General features: G+C 75.6%; 18 protein-coding genes and 1 pseudogene. 8 read left to right on the top strand and 11 right to left on the bottom strand.

Features of this window, described 5'->3' with window-relative positions; all coding sequences use genetic code 11:
- Positions 1–30: 30 nt before the first annotated feature.
- A complete protein-coding gene (locus ACF09K_RS11655) occupies positions 31–792 on the bottom strand; it encodes a GntR family transcriptional regulator (protein ID WP_392242598.1) in 762 nt (253 codons plus the stop codon).
- A 477-nt stretch (positions 793–1269) separates the two neighbouring features.
- Here ACF09K_RS11655 and ACF09K_RS11650 point away from each other — a divergent pair, with 477 nt between their 5' ends.
- Positions 1270–2100, top strand: coding sequence for an alpha/beta fold hydrolase (locus tag ACF09K_RS11650; RefSeq protein ID WP_392243182.1), 831 nt, complete (start codon positions 1270–1272; stop codon positions 2098–2100).
- Positions 2101–2193: 93 nt separating this feature from the next.
- On the opposite strand, the pseudogene ACF09K_RS11645 reads toward ACF09K_RS11650, so the two are convergent.
- Positions 2194–2982: pseudogene (locus ACF09K_RS11645) on the bottom strand (EamA family transporter); the annotation flags it as partial.
- A gap of 47 nt (positions 2983–3029) precedes the next feature.
- On the opposite strand from ACF09K_RS11645, the gene ACF09K_RS11640 reads away from it, so the two are divergent.
- The 3 genes from ACF09K_RS11640 (at position 3030) to ACF09K_RS11630 (ending at position 7798) form a co-directional block, all read left to right on the top strand.
- A complete protein-coding gene (locus ACF09K_RS11640; protein ID WP_392242597.1) occupies positions 3030–4457 on the top strand; it encodes a PLP-dependent aminotransferase family protein in 1428 nt (475 codons plus the stop codon).
- Positions 4458–4607: 150 nt separating this feature from the next.
- The gene (locus tag ACF09K_RS11635) at positions 4608–6182 is read left to right on the top strand and encodes an alkaline phosphatase D family protein (protein WP_392242595.1); all 1575 of its coding nucleotides are present in this window, start codon (positions 4608–4610) and stop codon (positions 6180–6182) included.
- A gap of 203 nt (positions 6183–6385) precedes the next feature.
- Entirely contained in the window at positions 6386–7798 is a 1413-nt protein-coding gene (locus tag ACF09K_RS11630; protein ID WP_392242593.1) for a GNAT family N-acetyltransferase, read from the top strand.
- 210 nt (positions 7799–8008) lie between these two features.
- Here ACF09K_RS11630 and ACF09K_RS11625 read toward each other — a convergent pair whose 3' ends face one another.
- Positions 8009–9226 carry a trans-sulfuration enzyme family protein gene (locus ACF09K_RS11625; RefSeq protein ID WP_392242592.1) on the bottom strand — a complete coding sequence of 406 codons (1218 nt, stop codon included), beginning with the start codon at positions 9224–9226 and terminating at the stop codon, positions 8009–8011.
- A gap of 60 nt (positions 9227–9286) precedes the next feature.
- Here ACF09K_RS11625 and ACF09K_RS11620 point away from each other — a divergent pair, with 60 nt between their 5' ends.
- Both ACF09K_RS11620 and ACF09K_RS11615 read left to right on the top strand, forming a co-directional pair.
- Entirely contained in the window at positions 9287–9778 is a 492-nt protein-coding gene (locus ACF09K_RS11620; RefSeq protein WP_363089845.1) for an Lrp/AsnC family transcriptional regulator, read from the top strand.
- 33 nt (positions 9779–9811) lie between these two features.
- Positions 9812–11503, top strand: a complete 1692-nt coding sequence (locus tag ACF09K_RS11615; protein ID WP_392242590.1) for a DUF885 domain-containing protein — start codon at positions 9812–9814, stop codon at positions 11501–11503.
- A 40-nt stretch (positions 11504–11543) separates the two neighbouring features.
- Here ACF09K_RS11615 and ACF09K_RS11610 read toward each other — a convergent pair whose 3' ends face one another.
- Positions 11544–12044, bottom strand: a complete 501-nt coding sequence (locus ACF09K_RS11610) for a rhodanese-like domain-containing protein (protein WP_392243180.1) — start codon at positions 12042–12044, stop codon at positions 11544–11546.
- Positions 12045–12276: 232 nt separating this feature from the next.
- Between ACF09K_RS11610 and ACF09K_RS11605 the strand changes: the two genes are divergently transcribed.
- Positions 12277–12723 (top strand): Lrp/AsnC family transcriptional regulator, encoded by a 447-nt coding sequence (locus ACF09K_RS11605; protein WP_392242589.1) that lies wholly within the window; start codon positions 12277–12279, stop codon positions 12721–12723.
- On the opposite strand, the gene ACF09K_RS11600 is transcribed toward ACF09K_RS11605, so the two are convergent.
- From ACF09K_RS11600 to ACF09K_RS11580, 5 genes are all read right to left on the bottom strand, one after another.
- Positions 12717–15707: an AAA family ATPase gene (locus ACF09K_RS11600; RefSeq protein ID WP_392242587.1), complete on the bottom strand. Its 2991-nt coding sequence runs from the start codon at positions 15705–15707 to the stop codon at positions 12717–12719. The two genes, ACF09K_RS11605 and ACF09K_RS11600, sit on opposite strands and share 7 nt — an antisense overlap.
- 175 nt (positions 15708–15882) lie before the next feature.
- The gene (locus ACF09K_RS11595) at positions 15883–17046 is read right to left on the bottom strand and encodes an exonuclease SbcCD subunit D (RefSeq protein WP_392242586.1); all 1164 of its coding nucleotides are present in this window, start codon (positions 17044–17046) and stop codon (positions 15883–15885) included.
- A gap of 172 nt (positions 17047–17218) precedes the next feature.
- Positions 17219–17845 (bottom strand): YigZ family protein, encoded by a 627-nt coding sequence (locus ACF09K_RS11590; protein ID WP_392242584.1) that lies wholly within the window; start codon positions 17843–17845, stop codon positions 17219–17221.
- A 9-nt stretch (positions 17846–17854) separates the two neighbouring features.
- Positions 17855–18433, bottom strand: coding sequence for a SixA phosphatase family protein (locus ACF09K_RS11585; protein ID WP_392242582.1), 579 nt, complete (start codon positions 18431–18433; stop codon positions 17855–17857).
- Positions 18430–19161, bottom strand: a complete 732-nt coding sequence (locus tag ACF09K_RS11580; RefSeq protein ID WP_392242580.1) for a hypothetical protein — start codon at positions 19159–19161, stop codon at positions 18430–18432. The genes ACF09K_RS11585 and ACF09K_RS11580 overlap by 4 nt, the downstream gene beginning before the upstream one ends.
- 158 nt (positions 19162–19319) lie before the next feature.
- Here ACF09K_RS11580 and ACF09K_RS11575 point away from each other — a divergent pair, with 158 nt between their 5' ends.
- Positions 19320–19727, top strand: a complete 408-nt coding sequence (locus tag ACF09K_RS11575) for a CoA-binding protein (protein WP_392242578.1) — start codon at positions 19320–19322, stop codon at positions 19725–19727.
- Between the two features lie 285 nt (positions 19728–20012).
- Here ACF09K_RS11575 and ACF09K_RS11570 read toward each other — a convergent pair whose 3' ends face one another.
- Both ACF09K_RS11570 and ACF09K_RS11565 read right to left on the bottom strand, forming a co-directional pair.
- A complete protein-coding gene (locus tag ACF09K_RS11570) occupies positions 20013–20573 on the bottom strand; it encodes a YbaK/EbsC family protein (RefSeq protein ID WP_392242577.1) in 561 nt (186 codons plus the stop codon).
- Positions 20574–20616: 43 nt separating this feature from the next.
- The gene (locus ACF09K_RS11565; protein WP_392242575.1) at positions 20617–21189 is read right to left on the bottom strand and encodes a helix-turn-helix domain-containing protein; all 573 of its coding nucleotides are present in this window, start codon (positions 21187–21189) and stop codon (positions 20617–20619) included.
- Positions 21190–21257: the final 68 nt, after the last annotated feature.

The raw sequence follows: 21257 nt of genomic DNA, 5'->3' as shown, positions 1-21257 counted from the left end.
CAGGGAGCCTGCCGTGCGGTCGCCGGGCGGTCAGGACGCCTGGCGTTCCGGGCCGTGGTGGATCTCCACGGTGCCCGACGCGCCGAAGGTCAGGCGGCAGGTGTCCGCGCGGTAGGTGGCCACGGAGAGTGCCGCGGTGCGGCCCCCGGCGAAGAAGCGGGTGGTGACGACGAGGACGGGTGCGCCGGGGAGCCGGTCGAGTTCCTTCGCGTCGTCCACGCCGGCCGAGCCCAGTTCCACCGCGCGGTCCTGGCCCTCCAGCGCCGGACGCCGCAGTTCACGCAGCACCGCGCGCGCGAGGGCGGCTCCGGACGGGGTGTCGATCGCGGTCAGGTCGGGCACCGACGCGCGCGGCACGTAGAGCAGTTCCGCGGCGACGGGCCGGCCGTGGGAGACCCGCGAGCGCCGCACGATGTGCACGGCCTCGTCGCGGCCGGTGCCCAGCGCGTCGGCGACGGCCGGGGGCGGCGCCCCGACCGTGCAGTCGACGGGCTGCCAGGCGTCCTCGGACGTGCCGGGCCAGGTCTCCCCCTCCGTGCCGACGTCGACGCCGACCCGGGGCGGCGCGACGGTCGTGCCGACGCCGCGGCGGCGCTGCAGGCGCCCTTCCAGTTCGAGCTGCTCGAGCGCCTGCCGGAGCGTGGCGCGGGCGACGCCGAAGCGCGCGGCCAGGTCCCGCTCGTTGGGCAGGATCTCGCCCACGGCGAACTCCGAGTCCAGTGCCTCGCTGAGCACGGTCCTCAGATGCCAGTACTTCGGTTCCGGTACCGATTCCAGTTGCGTGGTCCCCACCCTGTCCTCCGCAATCGCCGTGGTACGTCGGCGTTTTCGCGCCCTTGTTTATTAAAGGTTGTTGTACTTCTCTGCGACCATAGGACGGCCCCACCCCTTGGTCAAGACCAATCCTCCGGCCCCGGGGAGTCCGCGGGTGTCCGGCGCACCAGCGTTCACGGGGTGTTCGCACGCGGCCGGTGCCGTGACGTCACGGCACCGGCCGCGTCGTGCCGTCCCCAGTCGTGTCGCCCCCGTCGCGCCCCCCGGCACGCACGTGTCGCCACCGGCGACAGGGCGCACCCATGGGGCTACCCGTCGGTAGCGATTGCTGACAAGCTGTCCGCGCGACCGGCGGCCGTCCATCCGCCCGTCCGCCCGCCCCGACCCGCCCCCACCGGCCGTACCGCCGTGGTTCCGTACCGCCTCCGAGCCCCTGTCGTCCTCGGATCCGTACCGTGTCCGCCTGTTCAGACGAGGAGCACCCCGATGTCCGCGATGTCCGCCACCGTCTCCTTCCCGGTCCCCACCCCCGCCGGTCCGCGAACGGTCACCGTCTCCTACGCGCGCGTGGGACGCGGCGAGCCGCTGCTCCTGCTGCACGGCATCGGACACCACCGGCAGGCCTGGGACCCCGTGGTGGACATCCTGGCGACCGAGCGCGAGGTGATCGCGGTGGACCTGCCCGGCTTCGGGGCGTCCCCGCCCCTGCCCGCCGGGCTCGTCCACGACCTGCCCACGACGACCGCGGTGCTCTCCGCCCTCTGCGAGGCCCTGGAGCTGGACCGCCCCCATGTCGCGGGCAACTCGCTGGGCGGTCTGCTGGCCCTGGAACTGGGCCGGGACAAGCGCGTGCGGTCCGTCACCGCCCTGTCCCCGGCGGGATTCTGGTCGGAGGCGGAACGGCGCTACGCCTTCGGCGTGCTGCTGACGATGCGGCGGATCGCCCGGCGGATGCCGCTGCCGCTGGTGGAGCGGCTGGCCCGGTCGGCGGCCGGCCGGGCCGCCCTGACCAGTACCGTCTACGCCCGTCCGGCGCGCCGTTCACCCGAGGCCGTGGTCGCCGAGACGCTGGCGCTGGCCGGGGCCACCGGGTTCGACCAGACCCTGCGCTCCGGTGCGGCCGTCCGGTTCACCGACGACGTCCCCGGCATCCCGGTCACGGTGGCCTGGGGCACCCGCGACCTGCTGCTGGTGCGCCGCCAGGGCGTCCGCGCCAAGCGGATCATCCCCCGGGCCCGGCTGGTGCGGCTGCCCGGCTGCGGGCACTGCCCGATGAACGACGACCCGGCGCTCGTGGCGCGCGTGCTGCTCGACGGCAGCCGCTGAGTCCCCGCGGGGGCGGCTCCACGCCCCCGCGCCCAGGGCGACCCCGGCTCCGACGAGGGCGCTGCCGGCGGCCTGCGCGAGGCCGTAGGAACCCGTTCCGACGAGCGGTGCGGTGCAGGCGGCGGCGACGGGGATGAGGCCGGAGAACAGCGTGGCGCGCTCGGCGCCGATCCGCTGCATGCCCATGTACCAGCACACGAAGCCGACGACGGTGACGACGACCGCCTGCCACAGCAGCGCGGCCGCCTCCCCGGCGTCCGGGCGTCGCAGCCACCCGCCGCCGTCGAGGAGCAGGCCCGCCGCCGCGGACTCGACGGCGGCCAGGGCGCACACCGTGGCCGACAGCAGCCGCGGGCCCAGCGGCCGCAGCACGGGCACGGCCAGCACCGCGAACCCGACCTCGCCGCCCAGCGCGCACACCGAGAAGGCGAGGCCCACGCCGTCGGTGCGGCCCCAGCCCTGCACGGTGAACGCGCCGACGGCGACCAGCGACGCGCCGTACAGGACGGTGCGGCGCGGGCGGCGTCCCGCCAGGAGCGGGACGAGGACCGCGACGACGACCGGCGCGCACCCCACCAGGACGCCGGGGACGGCCGGTTCGGCGGAGCGTTCGGCGGCCAGGACGGCCAGGTTGAAGCCGACCATGCCGACGGCGGCGAGCAGGGCGAGACGGCCCCATCGGCGGAAGGTGAGGGCGCGCAGGCGGGACAGGGAGCCGGCGCCGGCGAGGGGCACGAGCAGCAGGCACGCGAGGCCGTAGCGCAGGGCCTGGCCGCCCGCGTACGGGTAGGTGCCGAGGACGCTGTTGGCGGTGAAGGACGCTCCGACGAGGACGCAGGCGAGCGCGGCGAGCAGGGAGCCGCGCGGGACGGTGACGTTCATGACGGTGACGCTAGGAAGCGCGGCGGCCCGGTTTAAGGTCCACTTCCATGACGTCATCGGGGACCAATCCGGCGGGGGCCGCCGCCTCCGCCGCGTGGGAGGTGCTGCTGCCGGCCGCCTCCGCACCGCCGCGCGCGCGTGGCCGCACCCTGCGGGCCGCCCTGCGCGAGGCGGTCCGCTCGGGGCGCCTCGCGCCGGGCACCCGGCTGCCGTCGAGCCGGGACCTCGCGGCCGACCTCGGGGTGTCGCGGGGTCTGGTCACCGAGGCGTACGAGCAGTTGACGGCCGAGGGGTACCTGCGCAGCGGGCGCGGCGCCGGGACCTGGGTGGGCGGTGCCGTGCGCGCCGCGCCGCCCCGCGCGCGGGACCTCGCGCCCCGCTCCCCGGGCACGCGGGCCGACTTCACGGCGGGAGCGCCCGACCTGTCGCTGTTCCCGCGGGCGGCGTGGGCCGCCGCGCAGCGCGGGGTGCTGGCCGGGCTCGCGCACCACGAGCTGGGCTACCCGGACCCGCGCGGGCTGCCCCGGCTGCGCACCGCGCTGGCCGCCCTCCTCGCCCGGCGGCGGGGCGTGGTCGCCGACCCCGAGCGGCTCGTGGTCGTGTCCGGCGTGGCGCAGGCGACGGCCCTGCTGGGGCTGGTGCTCCGCGCGCGCGGGATCGACGCCGTGGCGGTGGAGGACCCCGGCAGCCCGCAGCACGGCGCCCTGTACGCGGCGGCGGGCGTCACCGCCGTGCCCGTGCCCCTCGACGACGAGGGGATCGCGCTGGGGCCGCTGGGGGCGTCGGGCGTACGGTCCGTGGTGACGACGCCGGCGCACCAGTTTCCCACCGGGATCGCCTACTCGGCGCGGCGGCGCACCCGGCTGCTCGACTGGGCGCGCTCCGTGGACGGCTTCGTGCTGGAGGACGACTACGACGGCGACTTCCGCTACGACCGTGCTCCCGTGGGCGCGTTGCAGGGGCTGGACCCGGAGCGGGTGGCGTACACGGGGTCGGTCAGCAAGTCCCTCGCGCCGGGGCTGCGGCTCGGCTGGCTGCTGGTGCCCGAGGCGCTGGCCGACGAGGTCGTCGAGCGCAAGCGGACCCTGGACCTGGGCCATCCGGCCCTGGACCAGGCACTGTTCGCCCGCTTCGTGGAACGCGGCGACTACGACCGGCAGCTGCGCCGCTGCCAGCGCGCCTACCGCGACCGCCGGGACGCGCTCGTGGCGGCGCTCGCGGAGCACTTCCCCGGCACCCGCGTGACCGGCATCGCCGCCGGCCTCCACGTCATCGCGGCGCTGCCGGACCGCCACGGCCCCGAGGCGGAGTTCGTCGCCCGGGCGACGGCGGCGGGCGTGGCGGTGCGCCCCCTCTCGGAGTACGCCCACGCGGGCACCGTCCCCGGCCCGGGGGTGCGGCTGGTCCTCGGGTATGCGCACCTGTCGCCGGCGCGGATCCGGGAGGGCGTCCGCCTGCTGGCGGGAGCGGGGTGACGGGGCGCGGCGGGACGACGGGGTGCGGCGACGGGGCGGGCCCGTAGGGTTCCGCGGCCGGTTGTTCACCCGTGGTTCGCGTGCGCGCTGCGGCGTTCCCGTAGGTGTGGCGGTGCACACCGGCAGGTTCCCGTTCCAGGAGGCCCACCCATGTCCCACCGTCCACTCCCCGGACGCCGCAGCGTGCTGCGCGGCTCGCTCGCCGCGTCCGCCGCCCTGACCCTGCCCGTCGGCCTCGGCGCGGCGCCCGCCCTCGCCCTCTCGGGGCGGCCCCGCGCGGGGTGGGGTGTGCAGACCGGGGACGTGACCGCGGACTCCGGCCTGGTGTGGGTCCGCTCCGACCGGCCGGCGCGAATGATCGTCGAGACGTCGGCGACGGAGTCGTTCCGCAACGCGCGCCGCTGGCCCGGTCCGCTGCTCGGTGCCGGAACGGACTTCACCGGCACGACCCGGCTGCACGGGCTGCCGTCCGGCCAGGAGATCCACTACCGCGTGCTGCTGGCCGACCCGGAGGATCCGCGCCGTACCGGCGAGCCGGTCGCCGGCTCCTTCCGGACCGTGTCCGCGCGGCGGCGCGACGGCGTCCGGTTCGTCTGGTCCGGCGATCTGGCCGGGCAGGGCTGGGGCATCAACCCGGAGCTGGGCGGTTACCGGATCTACGACGCGATGGCCGCGCTCGACCCGGACTTCTTCCTGTGCAGCGGGGACAACATCTACGCCGACGGCCCGATCGGCGCGACGGTGGCACTGCCCGACGGGCGCACCTGGCGCAACGTCACCACGGAGGAGAAGTCCAAGGTCGCCGAGACCCTGGCGGAGTTCCGCGGCAACTTCCGCTACAACCTGCTGGACGAGAACCTGCGGGCGTTCAACGCGCGCGTGCCCTCCATCGTGCAGTGGGACGACCACGAGGTCACCAACAACTGGTACCCGGGCGAGATCCTCTCCGACGCGCGGTACACCGAGAAGAGCGTCGACGTGCTGGCCGCCCGCGCCCGGCAGGCGTTCTCCGAGTACTTCCCGATCTCCACGTTGCGCCGCCCGGGCGGCCGCGTCTACCGGGTGCAGCACCACGGCCCCCTGCTGGACGTGTTCGTCCTGGACATGCGCACCCACCGCAACGCCAACTCCCCCGGCGACCAGGGCACGGACGACCAGGGCATCCTCGGCGAGGAGCAGTTGGCGTGGCTCAAGCGCGAACTGTCCCGCTCCCGGGCGGTGTGGAAGGTGATCGCCTCCGACATGCCGCTCGGCCTGGTCGTGCCCGACGCCACGGACGGCAGGCCGAACATCGAGGCGGTCGCCCAGGGCGACCCGGGCGTGCCGCTCGGCCGTGAACTGCAGATCGCCGAACTGCTGCGGTTCGTCAAGCACCGGCGGATCACCGGCACGGTCTGGCTCACGGCCGACGTGCACTACACCTCGGCCCAGCACTACGACCCGTCGCGGGCGGCGTTCAAGGACTTCGCGCCGTTCTGGGAGTTCGTCTCCGGGCCGCTCAACGCGGGCGCCTTCCCGGCGAACGCGCTGGACGGCACGTTCGGCCCGGACCGGGTCTTCGTCAAGGCCCCCACCACCGCCAACGTCTCCCCGGCCGGCGGCTACCAGTTCTTCGGCGAGGTCGACATCGACGGCGGGAGCGGGGAGCTGACCGTGCGGCTGCGCGAGCAGGACGGCACCGTGCTGTTCACCAAGGTGCTCCAGCCGGGCCGGGTCGGGCAGTGACTCCCCCGTCCTGAACTCCCCTATCCTGGAAGGCGCTCCGCGCACCGGCGTCATCTCCCGGTGCGCGGCGCCTTCGGAGCGGGGCCGCGGCCCAGGACATCAAAGAATCAATAAAAAGGACAAATGTATCCTTTACCCATCGGTCACAAACCGTTCGTGATCGCGCAACACCATTCCTTCACAGTGGCCGCATGACTCGAGACATGTCTGATGTGACGCGCGCGAAGCACGGCCGCCCGGTGCACCACTGGCGACGGGACGTCGTGGAACTCGCCGCCCTGTTCACGGCGGTCGCGGTGGCCGACGTGGTCGCGGGCCTCGTGGGCCACGGCCCGCAGGGCCCGCGACTGCTGGTGGTCTCGGCGGCCGCCCTGGTCGCCACGGCCGGATTCCACGTCTGGTGGTCACGGCGCCACGGCCACGCACCGCCCACCGGCGATACCGATGCCCGGCCGCCCTCCACCGAGGCGCAGGCCGGGCCGTCCGGACTCCCCGACGGCGTCGCCGGGGAGAGCGCCCTGTGGCGGATGCGGACGACGGTGAAGGACGCTCCCGGCTCGCTGGCCGCGCTGTGCGCGGCGCTGGCGGAGCACCGGGTCGACATCCTGAGCCTCCAGACGCACCCGCTGGGCCGGGACACCGTGGACGAGTTCCTGCTACGGGCGCCCGGTGCGCTCGCGGCGGCCGGGATCAGCCGGGCCGTGGCACGGGCGGGCGGCTCCGGCACCTGGATCGAGCGGGCCGACGCCCACGACCTGGTGGACGCCCCGACCCGGGTGCTGGGGCTGGCCACCCGGACCGCGCTGGACGCCGCCGAACTTCCGCTGGCGCTGCGCCAGTTGCTGGGACGCTGCACGATCCGCTCACTGCCCGCCGCGGTGCGCGGCGGGGGGCGCGGGCCGGAGGGCGTGCCCGTGGAAGGGGTCCTGGAGGACACCGTGATGCGCCTGCGGGCGCCGGAGGGCGGAGTGATCACCGTGGAGCGGCCGTACCTGCCGTTCACCCCGACCGAGTTCGCGCGGGCGCGGGCCCTGGTGGAGCTGGACGCCCGGCTGGGCCCGCGCGTCCCGCCGGGCCAGGACGTGCTGACGCTCCCCGAGGGCAACGCCATCACCGTGCGCCGCGCCGACCCCGGTGACCTGGCGGCGGCGAAGGCGATGCACGAGCGCTGCTCGCCGCGCACCCTCGGCATGCGCTACCACGGGCCGGTCGGCGACGCCGACCGCTACCTCAACCACCTGCTCAGCCCGCGTTTCGGCCGCACCCTCGCCGTGCAGACCGCGTCGGGGCGCGTCGTCGGCCTCGGCCACCTGCTGTGGGACGGCGACGAGACGGAGGTCGCGCTGCTCGTCGAGGACGAGTGGCAGCGGCGCGGCATCGGCGCCGAACTGCTCGGCAGGCTGGTCGCGATGGCCGTCGAGGCGGGCTGCGAGAGCGTGTACGCGGTGACGCAGGCCTCCAACACCGGCATGGTCGCCGCCATGCGCGGCCTCGGCCTCCCGCTCGACTACCAGATCGAGGAGGGCACGCTCGTCATCACCGCCCGCCTGGACACGGCCGCCGCCGGCGCCCGGCAGGCGGACGGGCGGCCCGCGGAGCGGATCGTCCGAGACTGAGCCGGACGCCGCCGAAGACCCCGGTGGCCTGCGGCCGGCCGACGGACGAAAGGCGGCAGGCGGCAGACGGCAGACGGCAGACAACGGACGACGGACGACGGGCGACCACCCGACGGCGGCCCGGACGCCGACGGCGAACGACGGACGGCCCGGCGACTGGACGGTCGCCGGGCCGTCCGCCCCCGTCCCCCGGAAAACGGAAGCCGGGCGTCAGCTCACCGTGACCACGGACCCGTTCAGCGCGGCGTCCAGGTCCGTCCACAGGTCGTCGACGTCCTCCAGGCCCACCGACATCCGCAGCAGCCGGTCGCTCACCCCGGCTCCCCTGCGGTCCTCGGCGCCCACGATCCGGTGGCTGATGGACGCCGGATGCTGGATGAGGGTGTCGACGCTGCCGAGGCTCACGGCCGGAGTGATCAGGCGCACCCCGGCGATCACCTCGTGCGGGTCGCCGTGCACCTCGAAGGCGACCATCGCGCCGCCGATCCGCGGGTAGTGCACGCGCGCCACGCGCGGGTCGGCGGTCAGGCGGCGGGCCAGCTCGGCGGCCGTCGTGGAGGCGGCCCGTACCCGGACCGGGAGCGTCGACAGGCCCCTGAGCAGGAGGTATCCGGCCAGCGGGTGCAGCACCCCGCCGGTGGCGAAACGTATCTGCCGCAGCAGTCCGGCGAACTCCTCGTCGCAGGCCACCACGCCCGCCAGGACGTCCCCGTGGCCACCGAGGTACTTCGTCGCGCTGTGCAGCACCAGTCGCGCGCCCTGCTCGGCGGGGCGTTGCAGCACCGGCGTGGCGAAGGTGTTGTCGACGAGCAGCGGCACCGAACCGCAGGAGTGCGCGACCGCCCGCAGGTCCACCTCGGCGAGGGTCGGGTTGGCGGGCGACTCGACCATGACCAGGCCCGTGTCCGGGCGCAGCGCGTCCGCGATCCCGGCCGGGTCGGTCCAGGTCACCTCCGTGCCGAGCAGCCCGGCGGTCAGCAGGTGGTCGCTGCACCCGTACAGCGGGCGGACCGCGACCACGTGCCGCAGGCCCAGGGAGGCGCGGGCCAGCAGCACCGCGCTCAGCGCGGCCATGCCGCTGGCGAACGCGACCGCGCTCCCGGTGCCCTCCAGCCGGGCCAGCGCGGTCTCGAAGCGGGCGACGGTCGGATTGCCGAGCCGGCCGTACACCGGCGGGCCCTCCGGTTCGGCGCCGGTCGCCGCGAACGCGTCGATGCGAGCGGCCTCGGCGCGGCTGTCGTAGGAGGGGTAGGTGGTGGACAGGTCGATGGGCGGGGCGTGCAGGCCCTGGCGGGCCAGGTCGTCCCGTCCGGCGTGCACGGCCTCGGTGGCCAGTGCGCGGGGCGCTTCGGAGGTGCGTACGTCGTCGTACGCGCGCGTGCCCGCGGGGTCCGGGTACGCGCGGGTGCTCACTGCGGCTGAGTCCATGGACGGCAGGGTGAACAACGGGCGGTCCTCACGGGGCTCAGGCCGTGCTACGTTCGGCCGATGGCCGAATCCGTCGTACTCGATCCGGTGGACCTCCAGCTGCTGCGGCTGCTCCAGAACGACGCCCGGACGACCTACCGCGACCTCGCCGCACAGGTCGGGCTCGCCCCGTCGACCTGCCTGGACCGGGTGACGCGGCTGCGCCGCTCCGGCGTGATCCTCGGCAACCGGTTGCGACTCGATCCGGCCAAGCTGGGGCGGGGACTGCAGGCGCTGCTGTCCGTGCAGGTGAGGCCGCACCGGCGGGAACTGGTGGGGCCGTTCGTGGAGCGCATCCGGGGCCTGCCGGAGGCACTGACCGTCTTCCACCTCACCGGGCCCGACGACTACCTCGTGCACGTGGCCGTCGCGGACATGGCCGACCTCCAGCGACTGGTCCTCGACGAGTTCACGGCACGCCGGGAGGTGGCCCGGGTCGAGACCCGGCTGATCTTCCAGCAGTGGGACTGCGGACCGCTGCTGCCACCGACGGCTTCGGGTCAAACGCCGTGACGCGCGGCACCGCCGCGTACGAGGATGGTGTTCATGTCACAGACCAACAGCCCGCTGCCCCGTGCGGTCGCCGACGCCTACGTCGACGACCTCATCGCCCTCGACCCGGTGACCGGCACCTTCCTCGGCGTGCCGGAGAGTTCGAGCCGTCTGCCCGACTTCTCGCCGGCGGGGCAGGAGGCGCGCGCACGGCTCGCGCGCGACACGCTGGCCAGGCTCGACGAAGCGGAACGCGCGCCCGGCGCGGACAGTGACATCGAGCGCCGGTGCGCCCGCCTGCTGCGCGAGCGGCTGACCGCCCAGCTCGCCGTCCACGAGGCCGAGGAGGGCCTGCGCGAGGTCAGCAACCTGTCCTCGCCGGCCCACCAGGTGCGCGAGGTGTTCACCGTGACGCCCGCGGAGACCGAGGCGGACTGGGCCGCGATCGCCGAGCGGCTGCGCGCGGTCCCGGCGTCACTGGCGGGCTACCGCCAGTCCCTGGAACTCGGCCTGGAGCGCAAGCTGTACGGGGCTCCCCGGCCGGCGGTGACCTTCGCGCGGCAGCTCGCCGAGTGGACGGACACCGACGGTTCGGGCCGCGGCTGGTTCGAGGACTTCGTCTCCGCCGGCCCCGAGGCCCTGCGCGCCGAACTGGAGCAGGCGGCCCGCACCGCGAACGCCGCCCTGGGCGAACTGCGGGACTGGATGCGGGACGTGTACGTGCCGGCCGTGCAGGGCGCCCCGGACACCGTCGGCCGGGAGCGGTACGCCCGCTGGGCGCGCTACTACAACGGCACCGACCTCGACCTCGACGAGGCGTACGCCTACGGCTGGGCCGAGTACCACCGGCTCCTCGCCGAGATGCGGCAGGAGGCGGAGAAGATCCTGCCGGGCGCCGCGACACCGTGGACGGCGCTCGCGCACCTCGACGAGCACGGCAGGCACATCGAGGGCGTCGACGAGGTCCGCGACTGGCTCCAGGGACTCATGGACCAGGCCGTCGACGCGCTGGACGGCACCCACTTCGAACTCGCCGCGCCGGTGCGGCGGGTCGAGTCGCGCGTCGCGCCGCCCGGCGGCGCCGCGGCCCCCTACTACACGCCGCCGTCCGAGGACTTCTCCCGCCCCGGCCGCACCTGGCTGCCGACCATGGGCCTGACCCGCTTCCCGGTCTACGACCTGGTCTCCACCTGGTACCACGAGGGGGTCCCCGGACATCACCTCCAGCTCGCCCAGTGGACCTACGTGGTCAAGGACCTCTCCCGCTACCAGGCCACCGTGGGCATGGTCAGCGCCAACGCCGAGGGCTGGGCGCTGTACGCGGAGCGGCTGATGGACGAGCTGGGCTTCCTCACGGACGCCGAGCAGCGCCTCGGCTACCTGGACGCGCAGATGCTGCGTGCCGTGCGCGTCATCATCGACATCGGCATGCACGCGGAGCTGGAGATCCCGGCCGACTCCCCGTTCCGGCCCGGCGAGCGCTGGACGCCGGAGCTGGCGGAGGAGTTCTTCAACGCGCACAGCAGCCGCCCCGGGGACTACGTGGCGAGCGAGCTGACCCGCTACCTGAGCATCCCCGGCCAGGCGATCGGCTACAAGCTCGGCGAGCGCGCCTGGCTGCTGGGCCGGGAGCGGGCCCGGGCCCGTCACGGCGACGCCTTCGACCTCAAGTCGTGGCACATGGCGGCCCTTTCGCAGGGCTCCCTGGGCCTGGACGACCTGGTGGACGAACTGGCCCGGCTCTGACACCGGCGGGCCCCGCCCCGCCGCCCCGGCCGGCCGCCGTTCAGCAGCCGCAGTCCGCCGTCTCCACCGGGGAGGTGAGCGGGTCGGCGCCGCGCCGCCCGGGGCCCTGCCGGGTCTCGAACGCGAAGCCCTCGCGCACCCAGTACTCGAAGCCGCCCAGCATCTCCTTGACCCGGTAGCCGAGTTCGGCGAGGGCGAGGGCGGCCCGGGTGGCGCCGTTGCAGCCGGGGCCCCAGCAGTACGTCACCACCGGCACGTCCCTGTCGAGGAGCCGTCCGGCCCGCTCGGCGATGAGCGCGGTCGGCAGGTGGACGGCGCCGGGGACGTGGCCCTGGTCCCAGGACTCGGTGGAGCGGGAGTCCAGGACGACGAAGCCGGGGTCGCCGCCGGCCTCGAGCGCGGCGGCCACGTCGGAGACGTCGGCGTGGAAGACGAGAGAGGCCCGGAAGTGGGCGGCGGCCTCGGCCGGGGCGGCGGGGGCGAACCGCAGGACGCGGTCGGCGGCGGCCGACGAGGGGGCGGTCGTCACCGCGGCGTCCACGGGGGCGGCGAGGGCGGCGGCCGTGGTGGTGACGGTCGTGGCGGCGGGGGCGGGCGCGGCGGCGGTGGTCGTGGCGGCGGTGGCGGGCGTGGTGGCGGCGGTGGCGGTCATCTGCGGGCCTTTCGGTGCGGTGGCGATGACCGGAAATCTACGGCCGGGGAGCCCCCCGCTGAAGGGCCTTTCCCCGGCGTGGAGCTTGCCGGGCCGGGGATCCCCCTGGTATTCCTCGGGAATGACCGTGTATTCCCCGGACGCCACCGACTGGCGCATCCTCGAGGTCCTCCAGCGGGAGGGCCGGGCCAGTTTCGCCGACCTGGCGCGGGCCGTGTCGATGTCCGCGAGCGCGGTCACCGAACGGGTGCGGCGGCTGGAGGAGGCGGGCGTCATCCAGGGGTACGCGGCGGTCGTGGACCCCGAGCGGCTGGGGCTGTCGATCCTGGCGTTCGTGCGGCTGCGCTACCCCAACGGCAACTACAGGCCCTTCCACGACCTCGTGGCCGTCACGCCCGAGATCCTGGAGGCGCACCACGTCACGGGCGACGACTGCTTCGTCATCAAGGTCGCCGCCCGCTCCATGCGGCACCTGGAGGAGCTGACGGGGAAGATCGGCGGCCTGGGGTCGGTCACGACCAGTGTCGTCTACTCCTCACCGCTGCCCCGGCGCCCGCTCGGTCACTGACCGCGCTGCCGCACCACCGATCCGGACCGTCCCTTCACGATCTCCAGCTGGGCGTGGACGCGCCGCCGCAGGTCGGCGACGTGGCTCACGATGCCCACGCTGCGGTCGCGCTCGCGCAGGGAGTCGAGGACGTCCAGGACCTCGTCCAGCGTCTGGTCGTCGAGGCTGCCGAACCCCTCGTCGATGAACAGGGTGTCCAGCCGGACGCCGCCCGCCTCGTCGGTGACGACGTCCGCGAGGCCGAGGGCGAGGGCGAGGGAGGCGAAGAAGGTCTCGCCGCCGGACAGCGTGGCCGTGTCCCGTTCGCGTCCGGTCCAGGCGTCGACGACGTGCAGTCCGAGGCCGCTGCGGCCGCGCCCGGTCCGGTCGTCGGAGTGCACGAGGGTGTACCGCCCGGACGACATGCGCCGGAGGCGGACGGTCGCGGCGGCGGCCACCTGTTCCAGACGGGCGGCCAGGACGTACGCCTCCAGGCGCATCTTGCGCTCGTTGTCCGCCGAGGTGCCCGCGGTGAGTCCCGCCAGGCGGGCCACCCGCTCGTACTCCTCGCGCAGCGGCGCGAGCCGCCGTACGGCGTCGGCCGCGCGCGCGGAGAGCCGGTCGAGTTCGGCGCAGCGGCGGGCGGCCTCGTCCTGGGCGGAGGCGGCCCGGCGCAGCCGTTCGGCGGCCCGGCCGGCCTCGTGCTCGGCGGCGGTGAGGTCGACGGCGGGCCGCCCGCCGGCGGCCACGGTGTCGGGCTCGGCGAGGACGGCCCGTACGGCGGCCTCCTCGGACTGCCAGGCGTCCAGGCGGCGTTGCAGTTCGCGGTGGGCGGCCTCGTCGAGGAGGGCGTCGGCGGCGTCCCGCGGGGTGTCGAAGCCGGCCCGGAAGGCGGCCTCGTCGAGGCGGCCGTCGGCGGCCTTGAGGCGGCCGGCGCTCTCCTCGGCGGCGCGGGCCGCGTCGGCCGCGTCGGCGAGCCGCGCGGCCTGCCGCTCCAACTGCTCCGCCCGTGCGGCCACACTCGGTGAGCTGCCCCGCGCCTCGGCCAGCTCCTCCTCCAGGGCGAGGCGTTCGCGCTCCAGCCGCTCGCGGTGGCCCACCCGGGAGGCGGCCCGGACGGCGGCCTCCCGCTGGGCGGCCGTGCGGCGCTCGTGCTCCTGCTCGGCCCGGCGCAGCTCCTCGCGCGCGGAGTGCAGCACGGAGGCGTCCCGGCGGGCCTGATCGTGGGCGCGTTCCAACTCGTCGCTCTCCGCGACGAGTTGCCCGGTGGGGGTGTCTCCGGCCTCGGCGCGGGCGGCGGCGAGGTCCTCCCGGAGGCGTCCGAGGTCGCGCTCGGCGTCCGCGTGCTCCTGCTCGGCGCGCTGGTGGGCGGCGAGGGCCTCCTCCTCCGCCTCCCGGCCGACGTGTCCGGCGACCTTGCGGGCGGGAGCGGGGTGGTCGGTGCCGCCGCAGACCGCGCAGGGTTCACCGGTGCGCAGGGTGGCGGCCAGTTCGGCGGCGATGCCGCTGAGCCGCTGTTCCTTGAGGTCGAGCCAGTGGGTGCGGGCCGCCAGTGCCCGCTCACCGGCGGCGAGCGCCTCCCGCCGGGCGTCGTCGGTGTCGCGGGCGAGCCGGTCGCGCAGCCGGGCGGCGGCCAGCCGGCGGCGGGCGGGCTCGCGCTGTCCGGCGAGCTGTTCGGCGCGGGTGGCGGCCTCCTGGGCGGACTCGACCCGTTCCTGGAGCGCCGCGCGGGTGGCGTCCCAGTCGGCGAGCCAGCCCTCGGTCTCGGCGAGCACGTCCTCGTCGGCGCGCTCCTGGCGGTCCAGGTCGGTGCGCTCCGCGAGGAGTGCGGCCAGCCGTCGTTCGCCGCGGCGGGCCGACTCCAGCCCGCCCAGCTCCTGCGCGGCGCGGCGGGCGGCGGAGGCGAGTCCGGCCGCGCCGGCGTCGGCGAACCGCTCCGGCAGCAGCGCGCGTGCGCGTGCCTCGGCGGCGGCGGCCCCCCGGTGCTCGGCGTCGGCGGCCTCCCGCAGTTCCAGGGCCGGCGCCACCGCCTCGGCCTTGCGCGCCCGTTCCTGCCGCGCCCGCGCCTCACGGTGGGCTCCGGCCCGCTCCTCCAGCAGCCGGGCCCGCTCCCGCGCTTCGGCGAACCGCCGCTGCGACCGGTCGAGTTCACGCGCGTCGGCCAGCGCACGCTCGGCGGCCGCCTGCGCGGACCCGGCGGCCAGGCGGCCGCACTCGGCGATCGTCAGCCGCTCCCGGGCGGTGCAGCGGGCCACGGCGGCGGCGGTCAGCACGGCCTCGGCCAGGCCCGGCTCGCCCGGTGCCAGTTCGGGCAGGTCCATGGCGTCGCCGGCGGCCTGCTGCATGCGGTGCGCGTCGGCCAGGAGCGCCGCGTCGCCCTCCCGCACGCGCGCCTCGGCCGTACGCCGGCGCTCGGCGAGCCGTTTCTCGACGTCGGCGAAGCGCCGGGTGTCGAAGAGGCGGCCGAGCAGCCGGCCGCGGGCCTCGGCATCGGCGCGCAGGAACCGCGCGAAGTCGCCCTGGGGCAGCAGCACGACCTGGCAGAACTGCTCGCGGCTCATGCCGAGCAGCTGGGTGATCTCCTCGCCGATCTCCTGGTGGGAGCGGCTGAGGTCCTTCCAGGTCCCGGCGACGGCGTCGTGCTCGCGCAGCCAGGTCTGGGCCTTCTCGACGGTGGTGCCGGTGCCGCGCTTCTTGGGGCGCTCCCAGGGCGGTTGCCGGGTGACCTCCAACCGCCTTCCGGCGACGGTGAGTTCGAGGGTGACCTCGGTGCGGGTGCCGGGGTCGGCGTGGTCGCTGCGCAGCGTCAGGCCCTGACCGCCCTGCCGGGCGCCGGGGACGGAGCCGTACAGCGCGTAGCACACGGCGTCCAGGACGGAGGTCTTGCCCGCGCCCGTCGGCCCGTGGAGCAGGAAGAGCCCGGCGGCGGACAGCTCGTCGAAGTCGACGCTCTGGCTGCCGCCGAAGGGCCCGAAGGCGGTGAGGTCGAGGCGGTGGAGCCTCATCGGGCGTCTCCCCGGTGATCGTCGGAACGGGGCCCCGGCGCCGGGGACGGGGCGTGGACGGAGGACGGGGCCGGAACCAGGGCCGAAACCGGGGCCGGTGCCGAAACCAGGGTCGGGGCCGGGGCCGGGGCCGGGAGGACCGGGCCCGGCAGCGCCCTGTGGGGCGGCCGGTTCCTCACCGGGCCACCTCCCGCGTGCTGTCGTCCGCGCGCACCGCGTCGAAGGCGTCCCGCAGCACGCCCTGTTCGCGCGCGTCGGGGCCCGCGCCGCGCACGTGCGCCACGAAGTCCTCGGCGATCTCCTGGTCGCTGCGGCCCGCGAGGCGCCGGGCGTAGGACACGTCGGGGTCGTCCGGGGCGCGTTCGGGGGCGAAGACGAGGCTGAGGGTGTGCGGGAAGCGGTCGGTGAGCCGGGCCATGGGGTCGGCCGGGCGCACGGCGTCGGTGAGGGTCGCCTCGACCCACGCCTCCTCGTACCGGTCGAGCCGGGGGTCGGCGAGCAGTTCCTCCAGCGTGCCGCGGAGCCGGGCCAGTTCGCGGGGGACGGGGCAGTCGATCCGCTCGGCGGTGACCTCTCCGGCGGCGTCGAGGTCGACGAGCCACATGGTCTTGCGGTGGTCGGCCTCCGAGAAGGAGTACGGCAGCGGGGATCCGGAGTAGCGCACGCGCTCGGTGAGGGTCTGGCAGCCGTGCAGGTGCCCGAGCGCCGCGTAGTCGACGCCGTCGAAGACACCGGCGGGCACGGAGGCGACCCCGCCGACGGTGATGTCGCGCTCGCTCTCGCTGGGCCGGCCGCCCGTGACGAAGGCGTGCGCGAGGACGACCGAACGGGTCCCCGGCGGGCGGCCCGCGAGGTCGGCCCGGACCCGGTCCATGGCGGCGGCGAGCACCGCCTCGTGCCCGGCCTTCTCAACACCGAACTCGTCCTTCACCAGGGCGGGTTCGAGATAGGGAAGCCCGTAGAGGGCGACGTCGCCGTGGGCGTCGCCCAGGATCACCGGCGTGCCGGCCGCGGCCGGGTCGGTGAGCAGGTGGACGCCCGCGCGCCGGATCAGTCCGGCGCCCACGCCGAGCCGGCGGGCGGAGTCGTGGTTCCCGGAGATCATCACCGTGGGCACGCCCAGGTCGGCGAGGCGGTGCAGGGCGTCGTCGAACAGCTCGACGGCGGCGAGCGGCGGTACCGCGCGGTCGTACACGTCCCCCGACACGACCACCGCGTCCACCTCGCGCTCCCGCACGGTGTCGACGAGGTGGCCGATGAATCCGGCCTGGGCGCCGAGCATGTTCACCCGGTGGAACGCCCGGCCGAGATGCCAGTCGGAAGTGTGCAGGAGCCTCATGGTTCCCGAGCGTATCGGGAGGATTCGGCAGCACGGGCGGTCGCTCCGGCAAGTCCGCCCCGAGGCGCCCGCTTTGCCCGGAAAGATGTCCTACGGTGTGACGTTCGACCCTCCTGAGCCGCCGTCGTACCCGGCCGCCGCCCCTCACGCGTCGCCGTACGCCTCCCGGCTCTCACGCGTCGCCGTACGCCTCCCCGCCCGTCTCGAACCTCGCCGTGCCCGCCGTCGCGTCGGCGAGCCAGGCGCGGAAGGCGTCGACGTCGGCCTCGGGGAGGCCGATCTCGATGGTGACCGCCTCGCCGTAGCACACGTCGCGGACCTCGCGGCCGGTGGAGCGCAGGTCGTTCTGCACCTTGCCGGCCCGCTGGTGGTCGACGGTGACCGTGGCCAGCCGGAAGCGGCGGCGGGTGAGGGTGCCGAGGGTGTCCAGCGCCTCGCCGACGGCGCCGCCGTACGCGCGGATGAGGCCGCCGGCGCCGAGCTTGACGCCGCCGTAGTAGCGGGTGACGACGGCGACGACGTAGCGCATGTCGCGGCGCAGCAGCATCTGGAGCATGGGGACGCCCGCGGTGCCGCCGGGTTCGCCGTCGTCGCTGGCCTTCTGGACGGAGGCGTCGGCGCCGATGACGTAGGCCCAGCAGTTGTGGGTGGCGTCGGCGTGCTCCTTGCGGACGGCCGCGACGAACGCCTGGGCCTCCTCCTCGGTGGCGGCCGGGGCGAGCGCGCACAGGAAGCGGGAGCGGTTGATCTCGGTCTCGTGGACGCCCGGGCGGGCGACGGTGCGGTACTCGTCCTGCATCGGGCCAGCCTAGGCCCTGTCCGAGTCGTCGCCGGTGCCGCCTCGGCCGTCGTCCTCGCGCCCCCGCGGCACGGCCGTCCAGGTCAGCAGGGCCGCGCCCGGCCGCAGGTCGCTCCAGGCCGGGCCGTGCCAGGTCAGCACCGCGACGGCGGAGGTGGGGAACTTCGCCCGGATCCCGTCCAGGGCGCCCCCGGGGGCGTCCGCGGCCAGGTCGAGGACGAGGTCCTGCAGGCCGGGGTTGTGTCCGACCAGCAGCAGGGTGCCGACCTCGGCGGGCGTCCCGCGGGCCACGGCCAGCAGTTCGGGCACGTCGGCGGCGTACAGGCGGGGTTCGTACCGCACGGGCGGGGCGGTGTCCCACCGGGCCGAGGCCAGTTCCCAGGTCCGGCGGGCGCGTACGGCGGTGGAGCACAGGACGAGACCGGGCAGGCAGCCGGCGTCGGCCAGCGCGCGCCCGGCCGCCGGGGCGTCGCGCAGGCCGCGCGGGGCGAGCGGCCGCTCGTGGTCGGGCACGCCCTGCGGCCAGGCCGACTTGGCGTGCCGCAGGACGACCAGCCGGCGCGGCGGCCCGGCCCCGGCGGCGCTCACGCCGGGGCTCCGACGTCACGGGTGAGTTCGAGGCCGAGGAGACGGTCTGCGTGGGCGTACGTCTCGAAGCGGGCGCCGTCCGCGAGCCGGGGCCCGGCCTCCTCGACCGAACGCAGCACCCCCAGGACGGCGGGCAGGTCCAGGTCGTCCTCCCAGGCGGTCCGCAGCCGTCCGCGCAGGTCCTCGGGGACCGCGCGGGACGGGCTGCGCGCCCAGTGGGCGACGGCCCGGCGCCAGCGGGCCAGGGTGGTGCCGGCCTCGCCGAGAGCGGCCTCGTCGAGCGGGGCGGGTGCGCGGTGGTGGTGGGAGAGGAGGGCGAGGCGCAGGGCGGCGGGGTCGGGGGCTGCGCCGGCCGGGCCGTCGGGCCGCACGGCCGCGACCGGGACCCACACGCCCTCCCCCGCCGCCGGGACGTCGTCCGCCGCCGCGACGTGCACGGTCTGGGCCTCGCCGAATCCCGCGGAGAGGTCCCTGCCGTCCTCGAAGGGGCGGGCGCCGAGCCGCGTGGCGGCCGCCCGCAGCTCCGCCTGCTCGCGTTCGCCGGTCAGCACGGGCAGGACCGACGTGCCGCCGAGTTCCAGCACCCGCACGACGAGGTCGGCGACGAGGAGGACGCGGAGGGCCCCGCTGCCGCGCCCCGAGGCGTGGGCCTCGACACGGGTGAGGCCGCGGCGGACGGGGGCGGCGACGACGGGCTCGCCGGTTCGGGGGTCGATGATGCGCAGCACGCGCCCGAGCGTAGGCGGGCGGAGGGCCGCCCGCAGTCCTGGTTGCGGAATCGGTGGCGGCCGTCCGATGTTGAGCGGATGGACGCCGTTCGGCGTCCTGCGATGTCCGCCCGCCGGATGTCCGCCCGCCGGATGTCCGTCCGTCGAAGGAGGCCGCCGTGTACGGCGACGAGGCAACGATCCGCAGGATCCTGACCGAACTGGGCGACACCTGGGCGGTGGTGGGACTGTCCACGAACCCGCGCCGGGCCGCGTACGGGGTCGCTGAGGTGCTCCAGCGCTACGGCAAGCGGGTCGTCCCCGTCCACCCCAAGGCGGAGACCGTGCACGGGGAGCGGGGGTACGCCTCCCTCGCGGACGTCCCCTTCGACGTGGACGTGGTGGACGTGTTCGTGAACAGCGACCTCGCGGGAGCCGTCGCGGACGAGGCGGTCGCCAAGGGGGCGAAGGCGGTGTGGTTCCAGCTCGGCGTCGTCGACGAGGCGGCCCACGCCCGCACCCGGGCCGCGGGGCTGGAGATGGTGATGGACCGCTGCCCGGCGATCGAGATTCCCCGGCTGGGCTGAACGGGTGACCTCTCCGGCCCTCTGACACCCCTCCCCCGAGGGGCTTCCCCGGGGGTGCGGGGATCAGGGTCCTCTCCGCCCCGGCTCCCCTTTGCCGCCCCGGCTCCCCTTCCCCGTCGGACGTTCCCGGGGCGGTCTCGTGGGGCGGGCTCTGCACGGCCGGCTCCCCTTTCCCGCCGTACGTTCCGGTCGTCGTCGGAGGGGCCGGCCCGGCCGGTCCTCGTCACCGGCGTGCAGCGGTCCGAGGCGGTGCCGGCCCCGCCTCGGACCGCGACGCCCGGTCCGTCAGACCGCGACGCCCAGCCCGTCCAGCACCACCGCGCCGGGCAGTTCGGCGAACGCCTTGCCGGGCACCAGCAGTTTGCCGCGCCGTCGCCCGCTGCCGACGAGGACGTACGGCAGGTCGACGACGGCCGGGTCGACCAGCACCGGCCAGGCGGCGGGGAGTCCGAGCGGGGTGATGCCGCCGTACTCCATGCCGGTCTCCCCCACCGCCGTGTCCATCGCGGCGAACGACGCCTTGCGGGCGCCGAGGTGACGGCGCACCACACCGTTGACGTCGACGCGGGTGGTGGAGAGCACGACGCACGCGGCCAGGGTGGTCCCGGTGCCGCGCTTGCCGGCGACCACCACGCAGTTCGCCGACCGCTCCAGCAGTTCTCGCCCGTAGTGCTCGACGAAGACGGCCGTGTCGGCCCACCGCGGGTCGGTGTCGACGTAGACGATCCGGTCGGCGGGGACGCCGCCGCTCCAGTGGCGCACCGCGTCGGCGACCGGTCCGACCAGGTCGTCGAGGCGGTCGGGGGCGGGGCCGGCGTCGTCGAAGTGTCCGAGGGGTGCGTCCATGGCCGCACGCTAACAGCGGTGCCGTGCCGGTCGGCGGGGTGTCTCAGTGCACGGGCGGCACGGACACGGTGAGCACCATCTCGGTCGGGATCCCGCCCTGGTTGGCGTAGGTGTGGGCGGCGTCGGCCTCGAAGGTGACGCTGGCGCCGGCCGGGACGCGGTGCTCCGTGCCCTCGACGGTGAGGGTCAGTTCGCCGGCGGTGACGTGGGCGATCTCGACCGTGCCGGCCGGGTGCGGGTCGGAGCCGCTGCTGTCGCCCGGCATCAGCCGCCAGTCCCACATCTCCAGCGGGCCGGGGGCCTCGGTGCCGGCGAGGAGCCGGCTGTAGCTGCCCGCGTCGGTGTGCCACAGCCGGACCACCTGGTCGGCGGGGACGACGCGGACCTTGGGTCCCCGCTCGTAGTCGAGGAGGGTGGTGATGCTGATGCCGAGCGCGTCGCCGATCTTGACGACGGTGCCGAGGCTGGGGTTGGTGCGGGCCTGCTCGATCTGGATCAGCATGCCGCGGCTGACTCCGGCGCGGGCCGCGAGGGTGTCGAGGGTGAAGCCGCGGTCGGTGCGCCAGCGTTTGACGTTGCGCGCCAGGGACCGGGTCAGCAGGTCGAGGTCCGACACGTTCCGTCCAATGAGCCCTGTCCGGAGGCTGTCCGGAGTCCACCAGTCTGGATGACGGAGTTTACTGT

Source organism: Streptomyces sp. NPDC014882, from assembly GCF_043081325.1.
GTDB lineage: Bacteria > Actinomycetota > Actinomycetes > Streptomycetales > Streptomycetaceae > Streptomyces.
Note: the sequence above shows the minus strand (reverse complement) of the source record. Positions and strands in the feature narration are given on the sequence as shown.